Origin of the sequence: Synechococcus sp. N19 (assembly GCF_900474045.1) — a bacterium.
Classification (GTDB): domain Bacteria; phylum Cyanobacteriota; class Cyanobacteriia; order PCC-6307; family Cyanobiaceae; genus Parasynechococcus.
Map to the genome: position 1 here is coordinate 157,486 of NZ_UCNR01000007.1, position 17,210 is coordinate 174,695.

The 17,210-nt window shown below is 60.7% G+C and carries 22 protein-coding genes and 2 tRNA genes; 11 read left to right on the plus strand and 13 right to left on the minus strand.

The features are described from left to right. The first annotated feature begins 7 nt into the window (after nt 1-7). Together DXY02_RS04125 and crtR are read left to right on the plus strand one after the other, a co-directional pair. Nucleotides 8-89 (plus strand) — tRNA-Leu (locus tag DXY02_RS04125). 54 nt (nt 90-143) lie between these two features. Next, complete coding sequence (gene crtR, locus DXY02_RS04130) at nt 144-1,175, plus strand: beta-carotene hydroxylase (RefSeq protein ID WP_114988150.1); 1,032 nt, start codon at nt 144-146, stop codon at nt 1,173-1,175. A gap of 5 nt (nt 1,176-1,180) precedes the next feature. Here crtR and gatC read toward each other — a convergent pair whose 3' ends face one another. Genes gatC through DXY02_RS04145 form a run of 4 tightly spaced genes read right to left on the minus strand, consistent with a single transcriptional unit; the run spans nt 1,181 to nt 3,219 of the window. Then, nucleotides 1,181-1,474: an Asp-tRNA(Asn)/Glu-tRNA(Gln) amidotransferase subunit GatC gene (gene gatC, locus DXY02_RS04135; RefSeq protein WP_114988151.1), complete on the minus strand. Its 294-nt coding sequence runs from the start codon at nt 1,472-1,474 to the stop codon at nt 1,181-1,183. Then, nucleotides 1,471-2,259: a creatininase family protein gene (locus DXY02_RS04140; RefSeq protein ID WP_114988152.1), complete on the minus strand. Its 789-nt coding sequence runs from the start codon at nt 2,257-2,259 to the stop codon at nt 1,471-1,473. Before DXY02_RS04140 ends, gatC begins: the two co-directional genes overlap by 4 nt. A gap of 43 nt (nt 2,260-2,302) precedes the next feature. Continuing rightward, entirely contained in the window at nt 2,303-2,446 is a 144-nt protein-coding gene (locus DXY02_RS12410) for a hypothetical protein (protein WP_170951466.1), read from the minus strand. A 14-nt stretch (nt 2,447-2,460) separates the two neighbouring features. Continuing rightward, nucleotides 2,461-3,219 (minus strand): queuosine precursor transporter, encoded by a 759-nt coding sequence (locus DXY02_RS04145; RefSeq protein ID WP_170951467.1) that lies wholly within the window; start codon nt 3,217-3,219, stop codon nt 2,461-2,463. Between the two features lie 28 nt (nt 3,220-3,247). Between DXY02_RS04145 and DXY02_RS04150 the strand changes: the two genes are divergently transcribed. After that, nucleotides 3,248-3,889, plus strand: a complete 642-nt coding sequence (locus tag DXY02_RS04150; protein ID WP_114988153.1) for a DNA-3-methyladenine glycosylase — start codon at nt 3,248-3,250, stop codon at nt 3,887-3,889. Continuing rightward, on the plus strand, nt 3,886-4,935 hold the full coding sequence (locus DXY02_RS04155; protein ID WP_114988154.1) for an aspartate carbamoyltransferase catalytic subunit: 1,050 nt from the start codon (nt 3,886-3,888) through the stop codon (nt 4,933-4,935). The genes DXY02_RS04150 and DXY02_RS04155 overlap by 4 nt, the downstream gene beginning before the upstream one ends. Here DXY02_RS04155 and DXY02_RS04160 read toward each other — a convergent pair. The 5 genes from DXY02_RS04160 to DXY02_RS04175 all read right to left on the minus strand — a co-directional run bounded on the left by DXY02_RS04160 (nt 4,875) and on the right by DXY02_RS04175 (nt 7,478). Continuing rightward, complete coding sequence (locus DXY02_RS04160; protein WP_114988183.1) at nt 4,875-6,389, minus strand: NAD(P)/FAD-dependent oxidoreductase; 1,515 nt, start codon at nt 6,387-6,389, stop codon at nt 4,875-4,877. The two genes, DXY02_RS04155 and DXY02_RS04160, sit on opposite strands and share 61 nt — an antisense overlap. A gap of 70 nt (nt 6,390-6,459) precedes the next feature. Further along, complete coding sequence (locus DXY02_RS04165) at nt 6,460-6,840, minus strand: DUF565 domain-containing protein (RefSeq protein ID WP_114988155.1); 381 nt, start codon at nt 6,838-6,840, stop codon at nt 6,460-6,462. Nucleotides 6,841-7,016: 176 nt separating this feature from the next. Further along, nucleotides 7,017-7,217: a hypothetical protein gene (locus DXY02_RS04170; protein ID WP_011363323.1), complete on the minus strand. Its 201-nt coding sequence runs from the start codon at nt 7,215-7,217 to the stop codon at nt 7,017-7,019. A gap of 42 nt (nt 7,218-7,259) precedes the next feature. Next, nucleotides 7,260-7,397, minus strand: a complete 138-nt coding sequence (locus tag DXY02_RS12415) for a hypothetical protein (RefSeq protein ID WP_170951468.1) — start codon at nt 7,395-7,397, stop codon at nt 7,260-7,262. An 8-nt stretch (nt 7,398-7,405) separates the two neighbouring features. Then, nucleotides 7,406-7,478 (minus strand) — tRNA-Ala (locus tag DXY02_RS04175). A 45-nt stretch (nt 7,479-7,523) separates the two neighbouring features. Here DXY02_RS04175 and DXY02_RS04180 point away from each other — a divergent pair. Both DXY02_RS04180 and coaBC read left to right on the plus strand, forming a co-directional pair. Then, the gene (locus DXY02_RS04180; RefSeq protein WP_114988156.1) at nt 7,524-7,745 is read left to right on the plus strand and encodes a DUF2555 domain-containing protein; all 222 of its coding nucleotides are present in this window, start codon (nt 7,524-7,526) and stop codon (nt 7,743-7,745) included. Further along, nucleotides 7,735-9,021: a bifunctional phosphopantothenoylcysteine decarboxylase/phosphopantothenate--cysteine ligase CoaBC gene (gene coaBC / locus DXY02_RS04185; protein ID WP_114988157.1), complete on the plus strand. Its 1,287-nt coding sequence runs from the start codon at nt 7,735-7,737 to the stop codon at nt 9,019-9,021. The genes DXY02_RS04180 and coaBC overlap by 11 nt, the downstream gene beginning before the upstream one ends. Here the strand turns inward: coaBC and DXY02_RS04190 are convergent. Next, nucleotides 8,994-9,263 carry a hypothetical protein gene (locus DXY02_RS04190; protein WP_244276136.1) on the minus strand — a complete coding sequence of 90 codons (270 nt, stop codon included), beginning with the start codon at nt 9,261-9,263 and terminating at the stop codon, nt 8,994-8,996. The genes coaBC and DXY02_RS04190 overlap by 28 nt on opposite strands. 156 nt (nt 9,264-9,419) lie before the next feature. Here DXY02_RS04190 and DXY02_RS04195 point away from each other — a divergent pair, with 156 nt between their 5' ends. From DXY02_RS04195 to DXY02_RS04215, 5 genes are all read left to right on the plus strand, one after another. Next, nucleotides 9,420-10,250, plus strand: coding sequence for a photosystem II manganese-stabilizing polypeptide (locus tag DXY02_RS04195; protein ID WP_114988159.1), 831 nt, complete (start codon nt 9,420-9,422; stop codon nt 10,248-10,250). A gap of 105 nt (nt 10,251-10,355) precedes the next feature. After that, a complete protein-coding gene (gene sat, locus DXY02_RS04200; RefSeq protein ID WP_114988160.1) occupies nt 10,356-11,528 on the plus strand; it encodes a sulfate adenylyltransferase in 1,173 nt (390 codons plus the stop codon). 44 nt (nt 11,529-11,572) lie between these two features. Next, entirely contained in the window at nt 11,573-13,423 is a 1,851-nt protein-coding gene (gene ftsH / locus DXY02_RS04205; protein ID WP_006851961.1) for an ATP-dependent zinc metalloprotease FtsH, read from the plus strand. Between the two features lie 28 nt (nt 13,424-13,451). Beyond that, nucleotides 13,452-14,090 carry a bifunctional 4-hydroxy-2-oxoglutarate aldolase/2-dehydro-3-deoxy-phosphogluconate aldolase gene (locus DXY02_RS04210; RefSeq protein WP_244276137.1) on the plus strand — a complete coding sequence of 213 codons (639 nt, stop codon included), beginning with the start codon at nt 13,452-13,454 and terminating at the stop codon, nt 14,088-14,090. Nucleotides 14,091-14,152: 62 nt separating this feature from the next. Continuing rightward, the gene (locus DXY02_RS04215) at nt 14,153-14,614 is read left to right on the plus strand and encodes a hypothetical protein (RefSeq protein ID WP_114988162.1); all 462 of its coding nucleotides are present in this window, start codon (nt 14,153-14,155) and stop codon (nt 14,612-14,614) included. A gap of 19 nt (nt 14,615-14,633) precedes the next feature. On the opposite strand, the gene aroC is transcribed toward DXY02_RS04215, so the two are convergent. From aroC to DXY02_RS04230, 3 genes are read right to left on the minus strand one after another with little or no spacing between them, the layout of a single operon-like run. Continuing rightward, nucleotides 14,634-15,728, minus strand: a complete 1,095-nt coding sequence (gene aroC, locus DXY02_RS04220; RefSeq protein WP_114988184.1) for a chorismate synthase — start codon at nt 15,726-15,728, stop codon at nt 14,634-14,636. A gap of 39 nt (nt 15,729-15,767) precedes the next feature. Then, complete coding sequence (locus DXY02_RS04225) at nt 15,768-16,226, minus strand: cupin domain-containing protein (RefSeq protein ID WP_114988163.1); 459 nt, start codon at nt 16,224-16,226, stop codon at nt 15,768-15,770. Further along, nucleotides 16,223-16,744, minus strand: coding sequence for an aspartyl/asparaginyl beta-hydroxylase domain-containing protein (locus tag DXY02_RS04230; protein ID WP_244276138.1), 522 nt, complete (start codon nt 16,742-16,744; stop codon nt 16,223-16,225). Before DXY02_RS04230 ends, DXY02_RS04225 begins: the two co-directional genes overlap by 4 nt. Nucleotides 16,745-17,210 lie beyond the last annotated feature (466 nt).

Here is a 17,210-nt window from a genome sequence, read left to right on the forward strand (position 1 = left end):
GGGCGTTGCCCACCTGGCGGAATTGGTAGACGCGCTGGTTTTAGGTACCAGTGACTTTGGTCGTGGGGGTTCAAGTCCCCCGGTGGGCATTCCTTTCCCTACCGTGGTTCGGGATCGTTACAGACCTGTTGCCTGACCTCCGGATGCATCAGAGCACTGCTCAACAACAGCAGCCTCGTCCGGTCGGAGTGGGCTATCGCTCGGTTCCGCGCGAATTCGTTGACCCGCCGGCCTTCTGGAACCCCACCGTCGGGCTTTTCCTAGGCGGTTATGCCCTGGCGGCTCTGACCATCTGGGGCTGGTTTGTGGCGGCCTTGCCCCTGCCGGTGCTGCTTTGCACGGGCTTTCTGGCGCTGCATCTGGAAGGGACGGTGATCCATGACGCCTGCCACAACGCAGCCCATCCCAATCGATGGATCAACCAGGCCATGGGCCATGGCTCGGCGCTGTTGCTCGGGTTCAGCTTTCCCGTGTTCACGCGGGTGCATCTTGAGCATCACGCCCATGTGAATGACCCGAAGAACGACCCGGACCACATTGTCAGCACGTTCGGGCCGCTCTGGCTGATCGCCCCGAGATTTTTCTATCACGAGTGGTTTTTCTTTCGACGTTGCCTCTGGCGCCGATGGGAGTTGATGCAGTGGGGGCTGGAGCGCAGCATTTTTGTGGTGATTGTGCTGGCGGCGGCACGCTTTGACTTCCTGCCGTTCATCTTCAACTGTTGGTTTGCCCCTGCCCTGATGGTGGGCGTGACGCTGGGTTTGTTCTTCGACTACCTCCCGCATCGGCCGTTCACCTCCCGTAACCGCTGGACGAACGCCCGTATCTATCCAGGCAGGCTGATGAACTGGCTGATCATGGGGCAGAACTATCACCTGGTTCATCACCTCTGGCCATCCATTCCCTGGTTCGAATACAAACCGGCCTATGAGGCCACCAAGCCTCTCCTCGACGCCAAGGGATCGCCTCAGCGGTTGGGCATTTTTGAGACCCGCCGGGATGGGTACAACTTTCTGTACGACATCCTTGTGGGCGTGCGCAGCCACAAGCGCCGCAGCGGAAAGATGAGGCGCGCAGCCCGTTTCATGCCCGGTCGGGGGCTGCGTCGCCACTGGCTCGGTTTTGTTGACAGCATCGCGATCAAAACCGAGCCCAAGCGTTGGGTGTCCCGCTGAGTCGATCAGTCGGCCAGGATTTTCGGAACCCGGAAGAAGTCACCCTCTCTCTGGGGTGCCTGGTTGAGAATGTCGTCCCGAACGGGGGTCGGCTGCACGCCATCGGCCCGGGTGACGTTGGTCACCTCCACGGCTCGCGTGGTTTCCGGAACGCCTTCGGTGTCCACCTGCTGGAGCTGACCCACGTACTCGAGGATCGACTCGAGCTGACCGGTGTAGGTCGCAATCTTGTCCTCGGGCAGATCAAGGCGGGCGAGCTGGGCCACTTTGCGGACGTCGTCGCTGGAAATCTGGCTCATGACTCGCCGAGGAACGTGCGCAGATCCTCGCTCAACGCGGTGGCGGCTGTCTCGAGCAAGGCCTCACCGTGCTGGGCGGTGGCCAAGGAGGGATGGGACCCCATGCGTCCATCGGGGTGACGGCGCCGGAAGTCGTCCGGTCCATGGATGGGGCCTGCTGGCGCGGGGTCGGGCAGCGGTCGTTGCTTGCTCAGCAGGCTCGGCTCCATGGCGAGGGTGATAGCGATTTCGCTGGGCGTGGCGTGATGGCCTTCTTTGTCGCCATACAGATCGCGCGCCTGGCGCATCACGGGGCCGGCCATGAACCAGTTGGCCAGCCGACAACGCAGCTGAGGGGCAACGGGGAGATTGCGGGTGGCGGCGGTGCCGTGGGCCTGGGCAAAGGCGGCTTTGGCCGTTGCAATGTTGCCGCCATGGCCATTGATCACGAACACCCGTTCGAAGCCATGCCTGCCCAGGGACAACACCAGGTCGTGCAGAACGGCCAGAAGCGTTGCTGGCTGCAGGCTCATCGTTCCCGCGAAACCAAGGTGGTGTTCCGCCATGCCAAAGGCTTGAGCTGGGGTGACCAAAACGCCTGTGCGACGACCCACCTCAAGGGCCACCGCTTCAGCGGTGAGGGCGTCTGTGCCGATGGCGCCAGTGGGACCGTGCTGCTCGGTGGATCCCAGGGGGATGATCACCCCGTTGCAGCCTTGGAGGTAGCTCTCCACTTCAGGCCAACTGCGCAGGGCGAGGCGAATGGCGTCCGTGCTGTCGACAGGACCGGGAGTTGCAGCGGTCATTCAGGCTGAACCAGTGACCCGATGATCGCTCAACTCCCGCCGATCAGTGGGCGGTGCCGTTGCCGTCGTACTGATCGGTGTTGTAGTAGCCGCCGCGCGTTCCGAAGAACAGGCAGGCCAAGGGGAACAGCACGATGCTGGCGAGAAGCACAGTGGCGAGGTTGAAGCTGGAGGTGGCTGCGTCCATCACCTGGCCTGAACTCATCTCATTTTGGAGTGGATGCGCCCTTCATGCATCGATGACGGGGCTTCTGTTGTGAGTTCGCCTTCCTCTTCAGGAATGTCCAGCCACTCCCGCAGCCATCCCGTGAGCCAGATGAAGGGAAGCGTGTCGGTCAACGCCGCCAGCACTTTGAACAGGTACCCGCTGCAAATAAAACTGATCAGCTGGGGCAGCACGGACCGTTCCGGCTGCACAGGCAGCACATGGGCGCCGTAATGGCTGATCAGCACCACTGCACTGGTGTCCACCAACTGGCTCACCAGGGTGGAGCCGTTGTTGCGCAGCCAGAGCGCCTTGCCTTTGGTGAGCTGTTTCCAGAAATGGAACAGCCGCACGTCCACGAACTGCGCCGTGAGGTAAGCCACCATCGAGGCGCCAACCGAACCGAAACTGAGCTGCTGAATGGTGCGAAAGGTGGTGTCATCGCTGCCGCTCATGCCCGGCAGCACGCCCCCCAGCCAGAGGATCAGCAGCACCCAGCCGTTGAGCAGCAGCCCGACCCACACCACTTGATTGGCTTTCTGTTCTCCCCAGAGTTCGCTGATCAGATCAGTGCAGAGGAACGTGATCGGGTAAGGCAGTGCGCCAACGGCCACCACGATCGGCCAGCCGCCGATGCTGCCCAGTTGCAGGAAGCGCGTCAGGCCCAGGATGTTGAGCATGCCGAGGGTTCCGAGGAACAAACCCGCCAGCACCAGAAACACCCCATCACGCCGTGCCTGGAGGTTGCTGTCCACAGCCTGCAACGTTCAAGCTGAAACAAGCGTGGCCGCCAGCCGGCAGCCTGTCATCGATTTCGTTTCGCTTCCGCTCAATTTTTTTGCCCGTCCGGCTCAGATCGTGGGCCCCGATCTGGTGGGCTGCAGGTTGGTGAAACGCCAAGCGGATGGAGGTTTGCTGTGGGGCGTGATTGTGGAAACAGAGGCCTATTCCCAGGACGATCCCGCCTGTCATGGCTACCGCCGCCGTTCACCGCAAAACGAAACCCTGTTCGGTGAGCCAGGGCGGTTCTATGTGTATGTCAGCTATGGCATCCACCACTGCGTGAACGTGGTCACCGATCGGGCCGATTGGGCCAACGGCGTGTTGCTGCGTGCCGTGGCACTTCCCGATGAACCGGAGCGGATTGCTGCAGGGCCCGGCCTGCTGGCACGACGTTTCGGGCTTGATCGCTGTGATGACAGCCGTCCGGTGACGGGCGAACATGACGTGTGGATGGCCCCAAGGTCAGACACATTTGCCAGCCAGGATCTTGTGACAACCACCCGGATCGGCATTTCCCAGGGCGCTGCAACCCCATGGCGCTGGTACCTGCGCAGCAGTCGCAGTGTCAGCAGACGAGCTCGGGGCGATCGCATGCCAGCCAAGGCACAGTGCTGGGCGCCATCGCTGGAGTCGTCGTCATGAGTGGCTGGCCGCATCGACACGTGCTGGATCTCGCCTCGTTTTCGCGGGAAGACTTTGCAGCTGTGCTTGAGCTGGCCCAGCGGTTTCGTTCACTGCCCGTCACTGGTGCCCGCAAACTGCCCGCCTTGCAGGGCCGTCTGGTGGCAACGCTGTTCTTCGAGCCCAGCACCCGAACTCGCAGCAGTTTTGAGTTGGCGGCCAAGCGTCTGTCGGCAGACGTGATGAGCTTTTCACCCTCCAGCAGCTCACTCAGCAAAGGGGAAAGCGTTCTCGACACAGCGCGCACCTACGTGGCCATGGGCGCCGACGTTTTGGTGGTGCGCCACCGTTCCACCGGTGTTCCGCAGCAACTGGCGCTGGATCTGCAGCAGATGGGTGAGCGCACCGTGGTGCTCAATGGGGGCGATGGACTTCACAGTCATCCCAGTCAGGGACTGCTGGATCTGCTCACTCTTGCTCGGCATTTCTCGCCCCAGTACCCCATGCCGGAAGCGCTGCAAGGTCGCCGGATTGTGATTGTCGGAGACATCCTTCACTCGCGGGTGGCCCGTTCCAATCTCTGGGCTTTGACGGCCTGTGGCGCGGATGTGGTGTTGTGCGGTCCTCCCAGCCTTGTTCCCGAGGATTTTTTGGCCTTCGTGGATGCTCCGCCCCCGGGTCTGCTGAAGGATCCGGTGCCGCAACGGGGCAAGGTCAGCGTGGTGCGGCGCCTGGAGCATGCGCTGCCGGGCGCCGATGCCGTGATGACCCTGCGGCTTCAGAAGGAACGGATGGGCCAGCAGTTGCTCACCAGCTTGGAGCGCTATCACCGGGACTTCGGGCTGAGCCATGAGCGCATGCAGCTCTGCGGAGAGAACGTTCCCGTACTGCACCCCGGCCCGGTCAATCGCGGCGTCGAATTGAGTGGCTCGCTTCTGGATGACCCGCGCGTCAGCCTTGTGGAAGAGCAGGTCAGGAATGGCGTGCCCACCCGGATGGCCTTGCTCTATTTGATGGCAGCTTCCGAATCCGCAACTGAGGCCTCCTTGGTGTCGAGCAGCTCCTGAGTTTGGGGGAGGCCACTGAGCTGATGGGCGTAGTAATCCATCGCTGCCTTGAGGGCGGCATCGGGTTCTGCGATGGAGGGACCTTTGCCGCTGGCCATCGGGAAGTGGGCATCCTCAGCATCAAGCGCCAGATGCTGGCTGGGCATTCCGGTTAGCAGAATCGAGGCCCGTTGCCGGGTCGCCAGGGCGTACAGCCATTTGATGCTCAAGGTGATTCGGTTCTCTCGGTTGGGGATCAAGGCCAGGTGAACGATGGCCCACAGCAGCAGGCCCAGGCGTCCGGAAAATTTGAAGCCATGCAGGTCGGCCACTGCACTGGCGTGCACCACAGCCATGCTGCCGAAATCGACGTAGCGGAAGGTGGGGCGTGAACCTCCGGAGACGATTGCAGCGATGTCTTTGCCGATGAATGTGCCGGCCTGTTTGGCGGGAGCCGCCATGCCCGGCAGCGGCCTGCCATTCACGGTGTGGCTGTAGCTGCAGAGATCACCAGCGATGCGGATCTCGGGATGGCTGGGAATCGAGAAATCGGGGTTGACGATGACCCTTCCACCGCGATCGACGTCGCAACCGGTGGCTTCCGTGAGCTTCTGTCCCAGATGGGATGGCTTCACACCAGCGGTCCAGATCACCGTTGCCGCCTGGACCCGGACATCACCATCGGGGCTTTTGATCACCACCTCTCCGGGCCGCATTGTTTGGACGCGGCCTTGGGGCAAAAACTCGATCCCGTCGCGTTCGAGAGCCGCAAGGGCCGCTTCGGAGAGCTCCTCTGGCATCGCTCTCAGCACTCTGTCGCCGGGGTCCACCAACACGATCCGTGTTTTCTGGGGATCCAGCTGTTTGAAGGCATTGTTCAGGGCCCAACGCATCAGCTCAGAAACGTCACCAGCCATCTCGCAGCCGCTGGGGCCGGCACCAACGATCACCACCGTCTGCAGAAACTGGCGTGCCTCGGGGTTCGGTGTCTGCTCCGCCTGCTCCATCGCCATCAGCAGACGGCGGCGTATTTCCTCGGCGTGTTCGAGGATTTTCATTGGGGGCGCAAAGGTACGCCAGTCTTCGTGGCCGAAATAAGTGCTGCCTGATCCTGTGGCCAGGATCAGATGGTCATAGCTGTAGGCCTTGCCGTTGAAAACGATCTTTTTGCCTTCGGGGTTCACGGTGGTGACCTCCCCCAGCAGCACCTGCACGTTGTCTTGCTTGCCCACCAGTTCGCGCAGAGGTGTGGCCACATCACTTCTTGAGACCAAACCTGTGGCCACTTGATAGAGCAGTGGCTGGAACAGGTTGAAGTTGCGCTTGTCAATCAGGGTGATGCGCACATCGGCCTTGGCCAGGGCCTTGCAGGCGTGCACCCCTGCAAAGCCTCCGCCGACGATGACCACATGCGGTGCATGACGTAACCGCTCCGCTGGCGGTTCAAGCTCCAGGAAGTAATGGTTGCTCGCCATTTGCATCCCATCGGATTCTTTCCGAAGGGTATGAATCGCAATCTTGGTTGGCCTTTTGAACGGTTCTGCTTCAGATCAGCTTGAACCCTTCGAGAAAGAGGCCGTAGAGAAAGCCAATACGACCAAGGTCCAGGAGCTGTTGGGGCAGCTTCAGTGATGGTTCGGAGCTGCGTCGGCGCCGGATCGTGAGTTCAGTGCCAAGAACCACCACAAGCGCAGCCACGGGGTCCATCTGCCCGAGAACGCCTGCCACTGATGTGATGGCGCTACCGATCAAAAACCCGATGAGTCCGGCAAGGGCCAGCAAGGAAAATCGCCTCCAAGGATTGCGCGCCCATTGATCAAGCCTTTGAAATGCTGCTCCAACGTTGGTTTGCAGCCGGGTGGATTGAAGCCGTCGCACGGCACTGGTTTCAGGGGAAGAGGCAGGGTCGAAACCAGTGATCCCCATCACCCGGCCATGCCCCTGCCAGCCCCTGTTTACACCACCCCTAGGCAACCTGCAGGCATCAGACACTACGGATAGGAGATTTCAATAAAAAAACCCGGGGCAAGCCCGGGCCAGGTGATGGGGATTGGCGCAGCAAAGCCAGAGCTGAGGGCTTTGACAACGGCTTGCGTTGAAAGTTATTTGGACTCAGCCTTCGCTTTTCTGGAGGCTTTGCCTTCGAGAAGCTCCAGCAGAGCTTCCATTTGTGCCATCACACCCCGAACTTCGCCCGCTTCGGGAAGAAGGCCGTCTTCCATGACTCCTTGGTGCATCTCGCGCAGCTCTTGGCGGATGTAGCGCAGGTGGCTCACGACCTGCTCGCGCTTCGATTGCGACATCGGCTACGGGGGAGTTCAACACCCCTTTTACCTCATGGGGGGTCAGGTGCGGCGTGATGGGGCGCGACTTATCGCACCGGCTGCAGCCAGGAGTGTGAAGGTGAGCAGGGCTGAAGGTCGTGCCACGGTGCTGAACACCACCAGGAGAAACAGGCCAATGTGTGGCAGGCGACGCTGCAAAAGCGCAGTGGAGAATAGGGGATTCGAACCCCTGACCTCTGCGGTGCGATCGCAGCGCTCTACCAACTGAGCTAATTCCCCGTTCAGCCAACGCTAGCCGGTACGGCCTGCGTCAAACTGCCATGAATGGGGTCTGAGGACGGCTCGATGCTTACGCAGGAACGGCTCGAAGCTTTTGACGAGGCCTCGACGGCCGAACTCGCCCGCCGGCTTGAAGAGGACGATTACCCCTCTCCTTTCGACAGCCTTTCGGATTGGCACCTGCTTCGGGCGCTGGCCATTCACCGGCCCGAGCTGATCCTTCCGTACCACCATTTGGTGGACCAAGAGCCTTTTGATGAAGACTGAGCAGGCGTCGCCACTGTGCGGGCGGCGTGTTCTGGTGGCCGTCAGCGGCAGCATCGCTGCTGTTAAGACGCCCTTGCTCGTCAGCGCGCTGATTAAGGCCGGCGCTGAGGTGCGCTGTCTTGTGACCACCAGTGGTGCTGCCTTGGTGAGTCCCGTGGCGCTCGCCAGCCTCAGTCGCCATCGCTGCTACCTCGAGGCCGACCAGTGGGACTCCGCCTCATCCAGGCCATTGCACATCGAGTTGGCGGAGTGGGCGGAGTTGGCCATCGTTGCGCCCCTTAGTGCCAGCAGCCTGTCCCGCTGGAGCCAGGGTTCAGCCGACGGTCTGCTCGCCAGTGTTCTGCTGGCCATGGAAGCTCCTGTCATCGCGGCTCCGGCGATGAACACGGCCATGTGGCGTCACCCTGCGGTGCAACGCAACTGGCAGCAGGTTCAATCCTTCCCTGGGGTGATCCCCCTCGTGCCGGCGTCCGGTCTCTTGGCCTGTGATCGCGTCGGCGATGGGCGCATGGCCGATCCGCTGTTGATTGAGTTGGCGGCTGCGTCTGTGTTCAGCCGCGGTTCGGGAATTCCTGACGTGACCCTTGATTGCTCGGGGATGACTGTTCTTGTTTCGGCTGGACCGACGCAAGAGTCGATTGATCCGGCCCGTTTCCTGAGCAACCGCAGCAGCGGCCGCATGGGTGTGTTGCTGGCGCAGGCGGCACGCTTCCGGGGTGCCACCGTTCATCTGGTGCATGGTCCATTGGATCTCCCCGACGCCTGGCTTGAAGGCCTGCAGTGCACTGCGGTGGAGAGTGCCGCCGAACTCGGTTCAGCTCTGCAGTTGGCTCAGCCCGGATCCGATGTGCTCGTCATGGCTGCTGCCGTCGCTGACCTGCGGCGCGATGCCACTCCCTCAAGCAAACTGGCCAAGCAGGATCTTCAGCAGGCACTTGTTTCCGGTTGGGCCGAAGTGCCTGATTTGCTGTCGAATCTGACCCGCCAACGCCGTCCCGGACAGTTGGTTCTCGGTTTCTCAGCGCTCACAGGCAGCGATGCCCATTTGCTGGAGCGGGCTGAAAGCAAGCGGCAGGCGAAGGGCTGCGATCTGATGATGGTGAATCCCGTGGACCGCGATGGTCAGGGTTTCGGGGACCAACCCAATGGAGGCTGGTTGCTTGGAGATGGCTGGAGACGAGAGCTGCCTGTGACAGCAAAGCTCTCTCTGGCCCATCAATTGCTAGATGCTCTGGTTGAGGCTCGGGATCAGGCCGCGGCGTCGATGGAGTCCTGACCGAGCAGGTCGATGAAGGTGCGCAGCTGAAGACGAGGGATGTAGGGCCAGCCTCCGTTTTTCTCCATTCCCTGCAGAAGTGTGAACAATTTCTGGCGGTTTTCTGGAAGGCTTTGACGAAACGGCCCGTCCTGAACGTCGCGATGCAGGGCCTCCAGCTCACGCAGCAGGGTGAGCAGTGCTTCGGGATTTCCCCTCAACTCCTCTGCCAGCTCGCCTAGGGCGGCCAGTGCCGGAGCCATCCGTGTCTGGGTCGAATCGGGATCGTTGGATGTCACGCGCTTTCGACAAGTTGTTGAGAGCTGCAAAAGGCTAGCCCTGACGTCATTTTTCGCCCTGTAAGATCCAGATCTGACGGCATTCCGTCCCCATTAGCGTTCAGCCGATCGGCTCCTTCCATGCGCATTCGTCCTCTGCTGGCCGTCGTGCTGGCGCTCTGCCTCGCGTTCTTCACCACGGCCTGCAGTGGCGACAGTGATGCAGTCCAGCGTGGTGGATCCAACGTCACCTACGACGACATCCACAACACCGGCAAAGCCAACGATTGCCCCACGATCGGGGATTCAGCCCGGGGCTCGATTCCTCTGACGGCCGGTGGCAGCTACGAGCTGCGTGAGATCTGCATGCACCCCGTGCAGGTCTATGCCAAGGAGGAGCCCAAGAACATTCGTCAGCAAGCCGAGTTTGTTGAGGGCAAGATCCTCACCCGTTACACCTCCAGCCTCGACTCCGTTTTTGGCGATCTCAAGGTGACGGAATCAGGCCTGCAATTCCAGGAGAAAGGTGGCATCGACTTCCAGCCGATCACCGTTCTGGTGCCCGGTGGCGAAGAGTTCCCCTTCACGTTCTCCAGCAAGTCCCTCAATGCCACTGCTGATGGCTCGGCTCTGACCACCAGCACTGACTTTGAAGGCACCTATCGCACCCCCAGCTACCGCACCAGCAACTTCATTGATCCCAAGGGTCGGGCTCTGACGACTGGTGTTCAGTACGCCCAGGGTCTTGTGGCACTTGGTGGTGATGACGAGCAGCTCGAGAAGGACAACAACAAGCGCTACATCGATGGTGTGGGAACCATGAGCCTCTCCATCACCAAGGTTGATCCTGAAACCGGAGAATTCGCTGGTGTGTTCAGCGCCATCCAGCCCTCCGACTCCGACATGGGTGGTCGTGAAGTGGTCGACATCAAGATCACTGGCGATCTCTACGGCCGTCTTGAAGAGGCCTGATTCAAGTCATCACAACAGGTTGCAAGGGGGCTTAGGCCCCCTTTTTTGTGGCCCATTACAATCCTCCGGCGATCTGGGAGAATCGCCCGATCTTTCCATGCAGCCATGACCGCCAGTGCTTCAGCTCCTGCCCAGCGATCCGGTGTGATTGCTCCCTACGGCGGAACGCTGGTTGATCTGATGGTGGCCGAGGCGGATCGTGCCGCTGTGAAAGCCAAGGCGACCAAAACGATCGAGTGTTCTGATCGCAACGCCTGTGATGTGGAGCTGCTGTGTGTTGGTGGTTTCTCTCCCCTGCGTGGCTTCATGCACCAAGAGGACTACGACGCCGTGGTCAGTGGCCATCGTTTGGCTGCTGGCCAGCTGTTCGGCCTGCCGATCGTGATGGACACCGACCGCGAGGACGTGGTAGTGGGCGACAAGCTGCTGCTCACCTACAAGGGTCAGGACCTGGCCGTCCTCGAGGTGGAGGACAAGTGGGAACCCAACAAAGTGGCTGAAGCCAAGGGCTGCTACGGCACCACCTCCATTGAGCACCCTGCGGTTCGGATGATCACGATGGAGCGCAAGCGCTTCTATCTGGGTGGAAGCCTCCAGGGTCTTGCTCTGCCCGAGCGGGTGTTCCCCTGCAAGACCCCTGCTGAGGTGCGTGCAGGCCTGCCCGAAGGTGAGGACGTGGTGGCGTTCCAGTGCCGTAACCCCATTCACCGCGCGCACTACGAACTGTTCACCCGTGCCCTGCATGCACAGAACGTCAGTGACAACGCTGTGGTGCTCGTTCATCCCACCTGCGGTCCCACTCAGCAGGACGACATCCCTGGTGCCGTTCGCTTCCAGACCTATGAACGTCTGGCGGCCGAAGTGAACAACGACAGCATTCGCTGGGCCTACTTGCCCTACGCCATGCACATGGCCGGTCCGCGTGAAGCGCTGCAGCACATGATCATCCGCCGCAACTACGGATGCACCCACTTCATCATTGGCCGGGATATGGCCGGCTGCAAATCGTCTCTCACCGGTGACGATTTCTATGGCCCTTACGACGCTCAGAACTTCGCGAAGGAGTGTGCCCCCGAGCTCACGATGGAAACCGTTCCCTCCCTGAACCTCGTTTACACCCAGGAAGAGGGTTATGTTACGGCCGAGCATGCTGAAGCGCGTGGCCTGCACGTGAAGAAGCTGAGCGGCACCCAGTTCCGCAAGATGCTGCGCGGTGGTGAGGAGATTCCCGAGTGGTTCGCCTTCAAGAGCGTGGTTGAGGTGCTCCGCGCCGCCTGAAGACTGAGAACCCGTTTAACATTCCTTCATCTACGAGACGACCTGTGAACAAGCGTTGGCGAAATATCGGTCTCGGGGCCCTCTTGGTTCTGGCGATCGTTGTGATTGCACCAGCGTTCTTTGGTGGCGGCGGTGGCAGCCAGCCCCAGGTGAACACCATCCGCTACAGCGAGTTCGTTGAGGCGGTGAAGGATGACCAAATCAGCCGTGTGCTGATTTCTCCTGATCAAGGCACCGCCCAGGTGGTTGAAAACGACGGCCGTCGTGCCCAGGTCAACCTGGCCCCCGATCGTGAGCTGCTCGGTTTGCTGACCGAACACAGCGTCGATATCGCCGTGCAGCCCTCCCGTCAGACCCCTGGCTGGCAGCAGGCTGCTGGAAGTCTGATCTTCCCTCTGCTGCTGCTTGGTGGTCTGTTCTTCCTCTTCCGGCGCGCCCAGGGTGGAGGTGGCGGCAACCCAGCCATGCAGTTCGGCAAGAGCAAAGCGCGGGTTCAGATGGAGCCCTCCACCCAGGTGACCTTCACCGATGTGGCCGGCATTGAAGGGGCGAAGCTTGAGCTGACCGAGGTGGTCGACTTCCTCAAGAACCCCGATCGCTTCACGGCCGTCGGCGCCAAGATCCCCAAGGGTGTTCTGCTTGTGGGGCCTCCTGGCACCGGTAAGACCCTTCTAGCCAAGGCTGTTGCTGGTGAAGCAGGTGTTCCCTTCTTCTCGATCTCTGGTTCTGAGTTCGTTGAGATGTTTGTTGGCGTTGGTGCCAGCCGCGTTCGCGACCTCTTCGAGCAAGCCAAGAAAAACGCTCCCTGCATCGTCTTCATCGACGAGATCGATGCCGTTGGCCGTCAGCGGGGCGCAGGCCTCGGCGGTGGTAACGACGAGCGTGAGCAAACGCTGAACCAGCTCCTGACGGAGATGGATGGTTTCGAGGGCAACACCGGGATCATCATCGTGGCGGCCACCAACCGCCCGGACGTGCTCGATGCCGCTCTGATGCGCCCCGGACGTTTCGATCGTCAGGTCACCGTTGATCGGCCTGACTATTCCGGACGTCTACAAATTCTTGGCGTTCACGCTCGCGGCAAGACCCTCGCCAAGGACGTCGATCTCGACAAGGTTGCACGCCGGACACCTGGTTACACCGGTGCCGATCTCGCCAACCTTCTCAACGAAGCCGCCATCCTTGCGGCCCGTCGCGAGCTCACCGAAGTGAGCAACGACGAGATCAGCGATGCCATTGAACGGGTGATGGCGGGCCCGGAGAAGAAGGACCGTGTGATGAGCGAGCGCCGCGCTCGCTTGGTGGCTTATCACGAGGCTGGTCATGCACTTGTGGGCGCTCTGATGCCGGACTATGACCCGGTTCAGAAGATCTCGATCATTCCCCGCGGTAATGCTGGCGGTCTGACCTTCTTCACCCCCAGTGAAGAGCGAATGGAATCAGGTCTCTACTCCCGGGCCTACCTCCAGAACCAGATGGCTGTTGCCCTTGGCGGTCGGGTGGCTGAAGAGATTGTCTACGGCGAAGATGAGGTCACCACTGGTGCATCCAACGACCTCCAGCAGGTTGCGTCCACCGCGCGTCAGATGATCACCCGCTTCGGCATGAGCGATGAGCTGGGTCCTGTTGCCTTGGGGCGCGCGCAGGGTGGCATGTTCCTTGGCCGCGACATCGCTGCGGAGCGTGACTTCTCTGAGGAAACCGCCGCCATGATCGATAAAGAGGTCTCTGAGCTGGTTGATGTGGCCTACAAGCGCGCCACCAAGGTTCTGGTTGACAATCGAGCCGTTCTGGATGAATTGGCTGAGATGCTCGTTGAGCAGGAGACTGTTGATGCTGAAGAGCTTCAGGAGCTGCTGATTAAACGTGACGTCCGGGTCGCCGAATACGTCTGATTTCGATTCGTCTTCCAACCCTTGGCTGGTGCGGCAGGAGCTCTTGGTGGCATCCCTGCAGCATCAGCCTCTTTTGTTGGTGATTCGGCCTGAGCCCGACGACCTCGCGGCTTCAGGCTCTGGTTTGTTGGACCAGGTGAAGCAGCTTCACGCCGCAGGACTTCGACATCTCGAAGTGGCCTGGGTTGACCAGCCAGGCTGGATGGGGTTCATGCAACGGGTGCAAGACCATTGCCCTGGTCTGAATCTTGGGGCTGCTTCGGTGACGGTCTCCAAGGCGCTCAACGATCTATCGCGGCTTGATCTCAGCTACGCCATGGCACCGTGCTGGTGCCCTGAGCTCGTGGAGCAGGCCAGAGAGCTTGGTGTCTTGCTGGTGCCTGGGGTCTTCAGCCCCACGGAGGTTCACCAGGCCATGCGGTTCGGCTGTCGTGTCGTCAAGCTGTTTCCCGCTGCCAATCTGGGGCCTGGTTACTGGAGCCGCTTGCAGGCGCCCCTTGGCCCCCTGCCCTTCGTGATTGCCGCTGGTGGTCTCGAGGTAAGCGACCTCCCCGTATGGCTGGAGGCTGGGCATGGTGCTGTGGCTCTGGGCCGCAGGGTGGTGGGATCGCCGCCTGCCTTCCAGGCACTTCTCGACTGGTTGCGTCAATCGACAAGCCAGCGTTGACGCCAACGACTGGTCGACATGCGTCCAAAATGCTACAGATGAGATAGCTATCCAACTGCGTCATGTCGCAGCTCACGATCAAGCTCAGCGACAAGGCCGATGCCCTGATCGCTCAGCTTCAGAAGGAGATTTTCAATCGTCGGCGCAAGAAGGTTTCGGCTGCTGGAGTCGTGGAGACCCTGGTGGAGAGCGGAGCAAAATCGCAGTCTGACAAGCGTTTTGCCACGTCCTGGACGAACCTGATCAAGGACATTGAAAAGGCGGCCAAGCTCTCCTACGCCCATGGCAGCAAGCCATCCACCCTCAGTGATGAGGAGTGGGCCCTGGTGTTGAGTCATCGCAGCCGTGGGAGCACCGATCGTGCACGCCGGACGGTGAAGAAAACGTTGGCTGCCAAGAAACCAGCTTCAGCCAAGGCTCAGGCCAGCAAAAAGCCCGCCCGCCGCACCCGGACCCGCAGCGTGGCAAAGACGAAAACGGCCGCAGCGGCGGTGAGCTCTAGCTCAGCGGTGAGTTCCGTCTGAACTGATTAAAGGGTGGTGCTCACCAAAGGCTGCATTGCCCCTGCTGCCTCAGCAGGTGATCAGCCAGAACGAGTGCCACCATCGCTTCCACCATCGGTACGGCCCGCGGCAGAACGCAGGGGTCGTGCCGTCCTTTCCCAGCGAGTGTGGTGGCCTTGCCATCGGAATCGATGGTCTGCTGCTCTTTGCGGATCGTGGCCGTTGGCTTGAAGGCCACTCGGATCACAATCGGCTCACCATTGCTGATTCCTCCCTGGATGCCCCCGGAGTTGTTGGTGGCGGTCTTCAGCCGTCCATCGTCGGTTGGCACAAAGGCGTCGTTGTGCTCGCTGCCTTTCAACAGCGTTCCATCGAAACCAGACCCAATTTCAAATCCTTTGGTGGCCGGCAACGACATCACAGCTTTGGCGAGGTCGGCTTCGAGTTTGTCGAACACTGGCATGCCCAGACCAATGGCGGGATGACGCACCACGCATTCGATCACCCCGCCGCAGGAATCACCCTCGCGGCCAATGGCTTCGATGCGCTCAATCATCCGCTCGGCGATCGCTGGCTCGGGGCACCGAACAATGTTGGCCTCCACATCACTCAGCTGAACCTGCTGTGGGTCGATGCCGGAGGCTTCGATGGTGTGGATCCGCTTCACCCAGGCCAGGATTTCAGTTCCGGCTGCTTGTTTCAACAGTTGTTTGGCGATCGCACCTGCAGCGACACGGCCGATGGTTTCCCGCGCTGATGCACGTCCACCACCGCTGCGGGCCTGGATTCCATACTTCGCCTGGTAGGTGGCATCGGCATGGGAGGGCCGAAAGGCGACCGCCATGTCCTTGTAATCCCCGGGCCGTTGGTCCTTGTTCCGCACGACCATGGCAATCGGGGTGCCAAGGGTGGTTTCGCCATCCAGCAGCCCACTGAGAATTTCCACCTGGTCCGCTTCCTTGCGCGGTGTGGTGATGTGGCTTTGGCCTGGCTTGCGTCGGTCCAGTTCGGCCTGAATCGACTCGACGCTGAGGTTGAGCCGTGGTGGACAGCCCTCAACGATGACACCCACCCCTCCGCCGTGGGATTCACCGAAGGTGCTGATCCGGAAGAGGTCGCCGAAGCTGCTGCCCATGGCCATTGATCGATGCGGTGAGGCTACGAAGCCATCGGTTCAGATCAACTCCGGATGGGGCAATTTCGGACGTTCTGTCGCGGGATGCTGCCGGGCCATCTCGAAATCGCAGAAGTCAAACCCCGGCCCCACACAACAGCTCATCAATGAGTAGTCACCAAGACTCCGCGCCGCCTGCCAGGTGTTGGCGGGAACCACCTGGATGGGGTTGGACGCATGCAAAGCATCACGTTTCAGCCCTGTGCCATCGCCCTGGCATTGAAAGAGCTCCAGCGTTGCCCCATCAATGTGCGTCCAGATTTCGTCTCCACCGATCACCCGATGCCAGCAACTGACGGCACCGGCGGGCAGCAAAAACAGAATGGCCGTCAAGGCAGATCGCTCGGCACCGTCCTGTCGTTGAACTTGGTCTGGACTGCGATGCAGCTCTCGGTACCAGCCCCCTTCTGGATGGGGCTTTAAGCCGAGCTGCTGGATCAGGGTTTGCGTCTGATTCATTGCAGTCCTGCACGCCCGCGCATGTTCTGCACTTGCTGCCAGATATGAGCCACCCAAAGAAAGATCCAGCTCATGCCGATCAGCCAAAACGGTTGGTCTTTGCGAAAGACGTCGAACAGCAACACCACCCTTGGTTGGTTGGAGCGATTGATGGCGGAGTGCAGGAAGGTGTCATCCCACAGAAATCCCTCACCTTCCTGCAGGTAATACCTCCATACCGCTTTGAACGGACCTTTGTGGGGCCGTAGAACCTTCCCAGGGGGGAACAGACTCACGAACAGACTCACGGCAGCTGAAACAACGTCAGGGTGATGCTTGAGAAAGCTCCGCAAGGACGGGATCAGCGCCTGATTGGCGGGGTAGTTGTAGCCATAGCCCCGTAAGGGCAGCATCCCCCAGATCTTGCGGTCGAATTCATACAGCGTGCGCTGTTGCTGCATGATGTCGTGGTTGGCGGGCAAGCGCCCCGAGAGGGCCACTTCCAGCGTTTCCTGACGGATCTGCTGGTACGACTCCAACAGCTGCCGGTGGGCGGGGAAGCCGTCGTCCGCTGGAACGACCGCAGGGTTGTGCAGCGATTGCTCGTAGCACCAGCGTGCGATCTCACGCCAGAAGCGGTAATGCCATGGCCCCTAGCGGATCACGCGTTGGATGGGGGTGCGTTGTTTCCGCTTCGCCTTTGGGCTGCTCACGCTAATAGGGCTCTTTTGACCGAGGAGCTTTGCATGCTGATTCCCTACTGGGATTGTTTCGTTCTGAGCAGGCCAGTTGGCTGATGAAGCCGTGGATCGTTTGCGACCACGACCTCTCGGTTTCCAAACCTCAGTTGGTGATGGGTGGTTGCTTCTGCTGCTTCCGTCACGGCAATTGCCGATGCAGAACTGACCGTCTCCTCAGTTGAAAGATCCGAACGACAGGAGCTTCAGCCACAACAAAAAGCCCCCTCCGAGGAGGGGGCTTTCCGATTCAGTTGATCTGAATCGT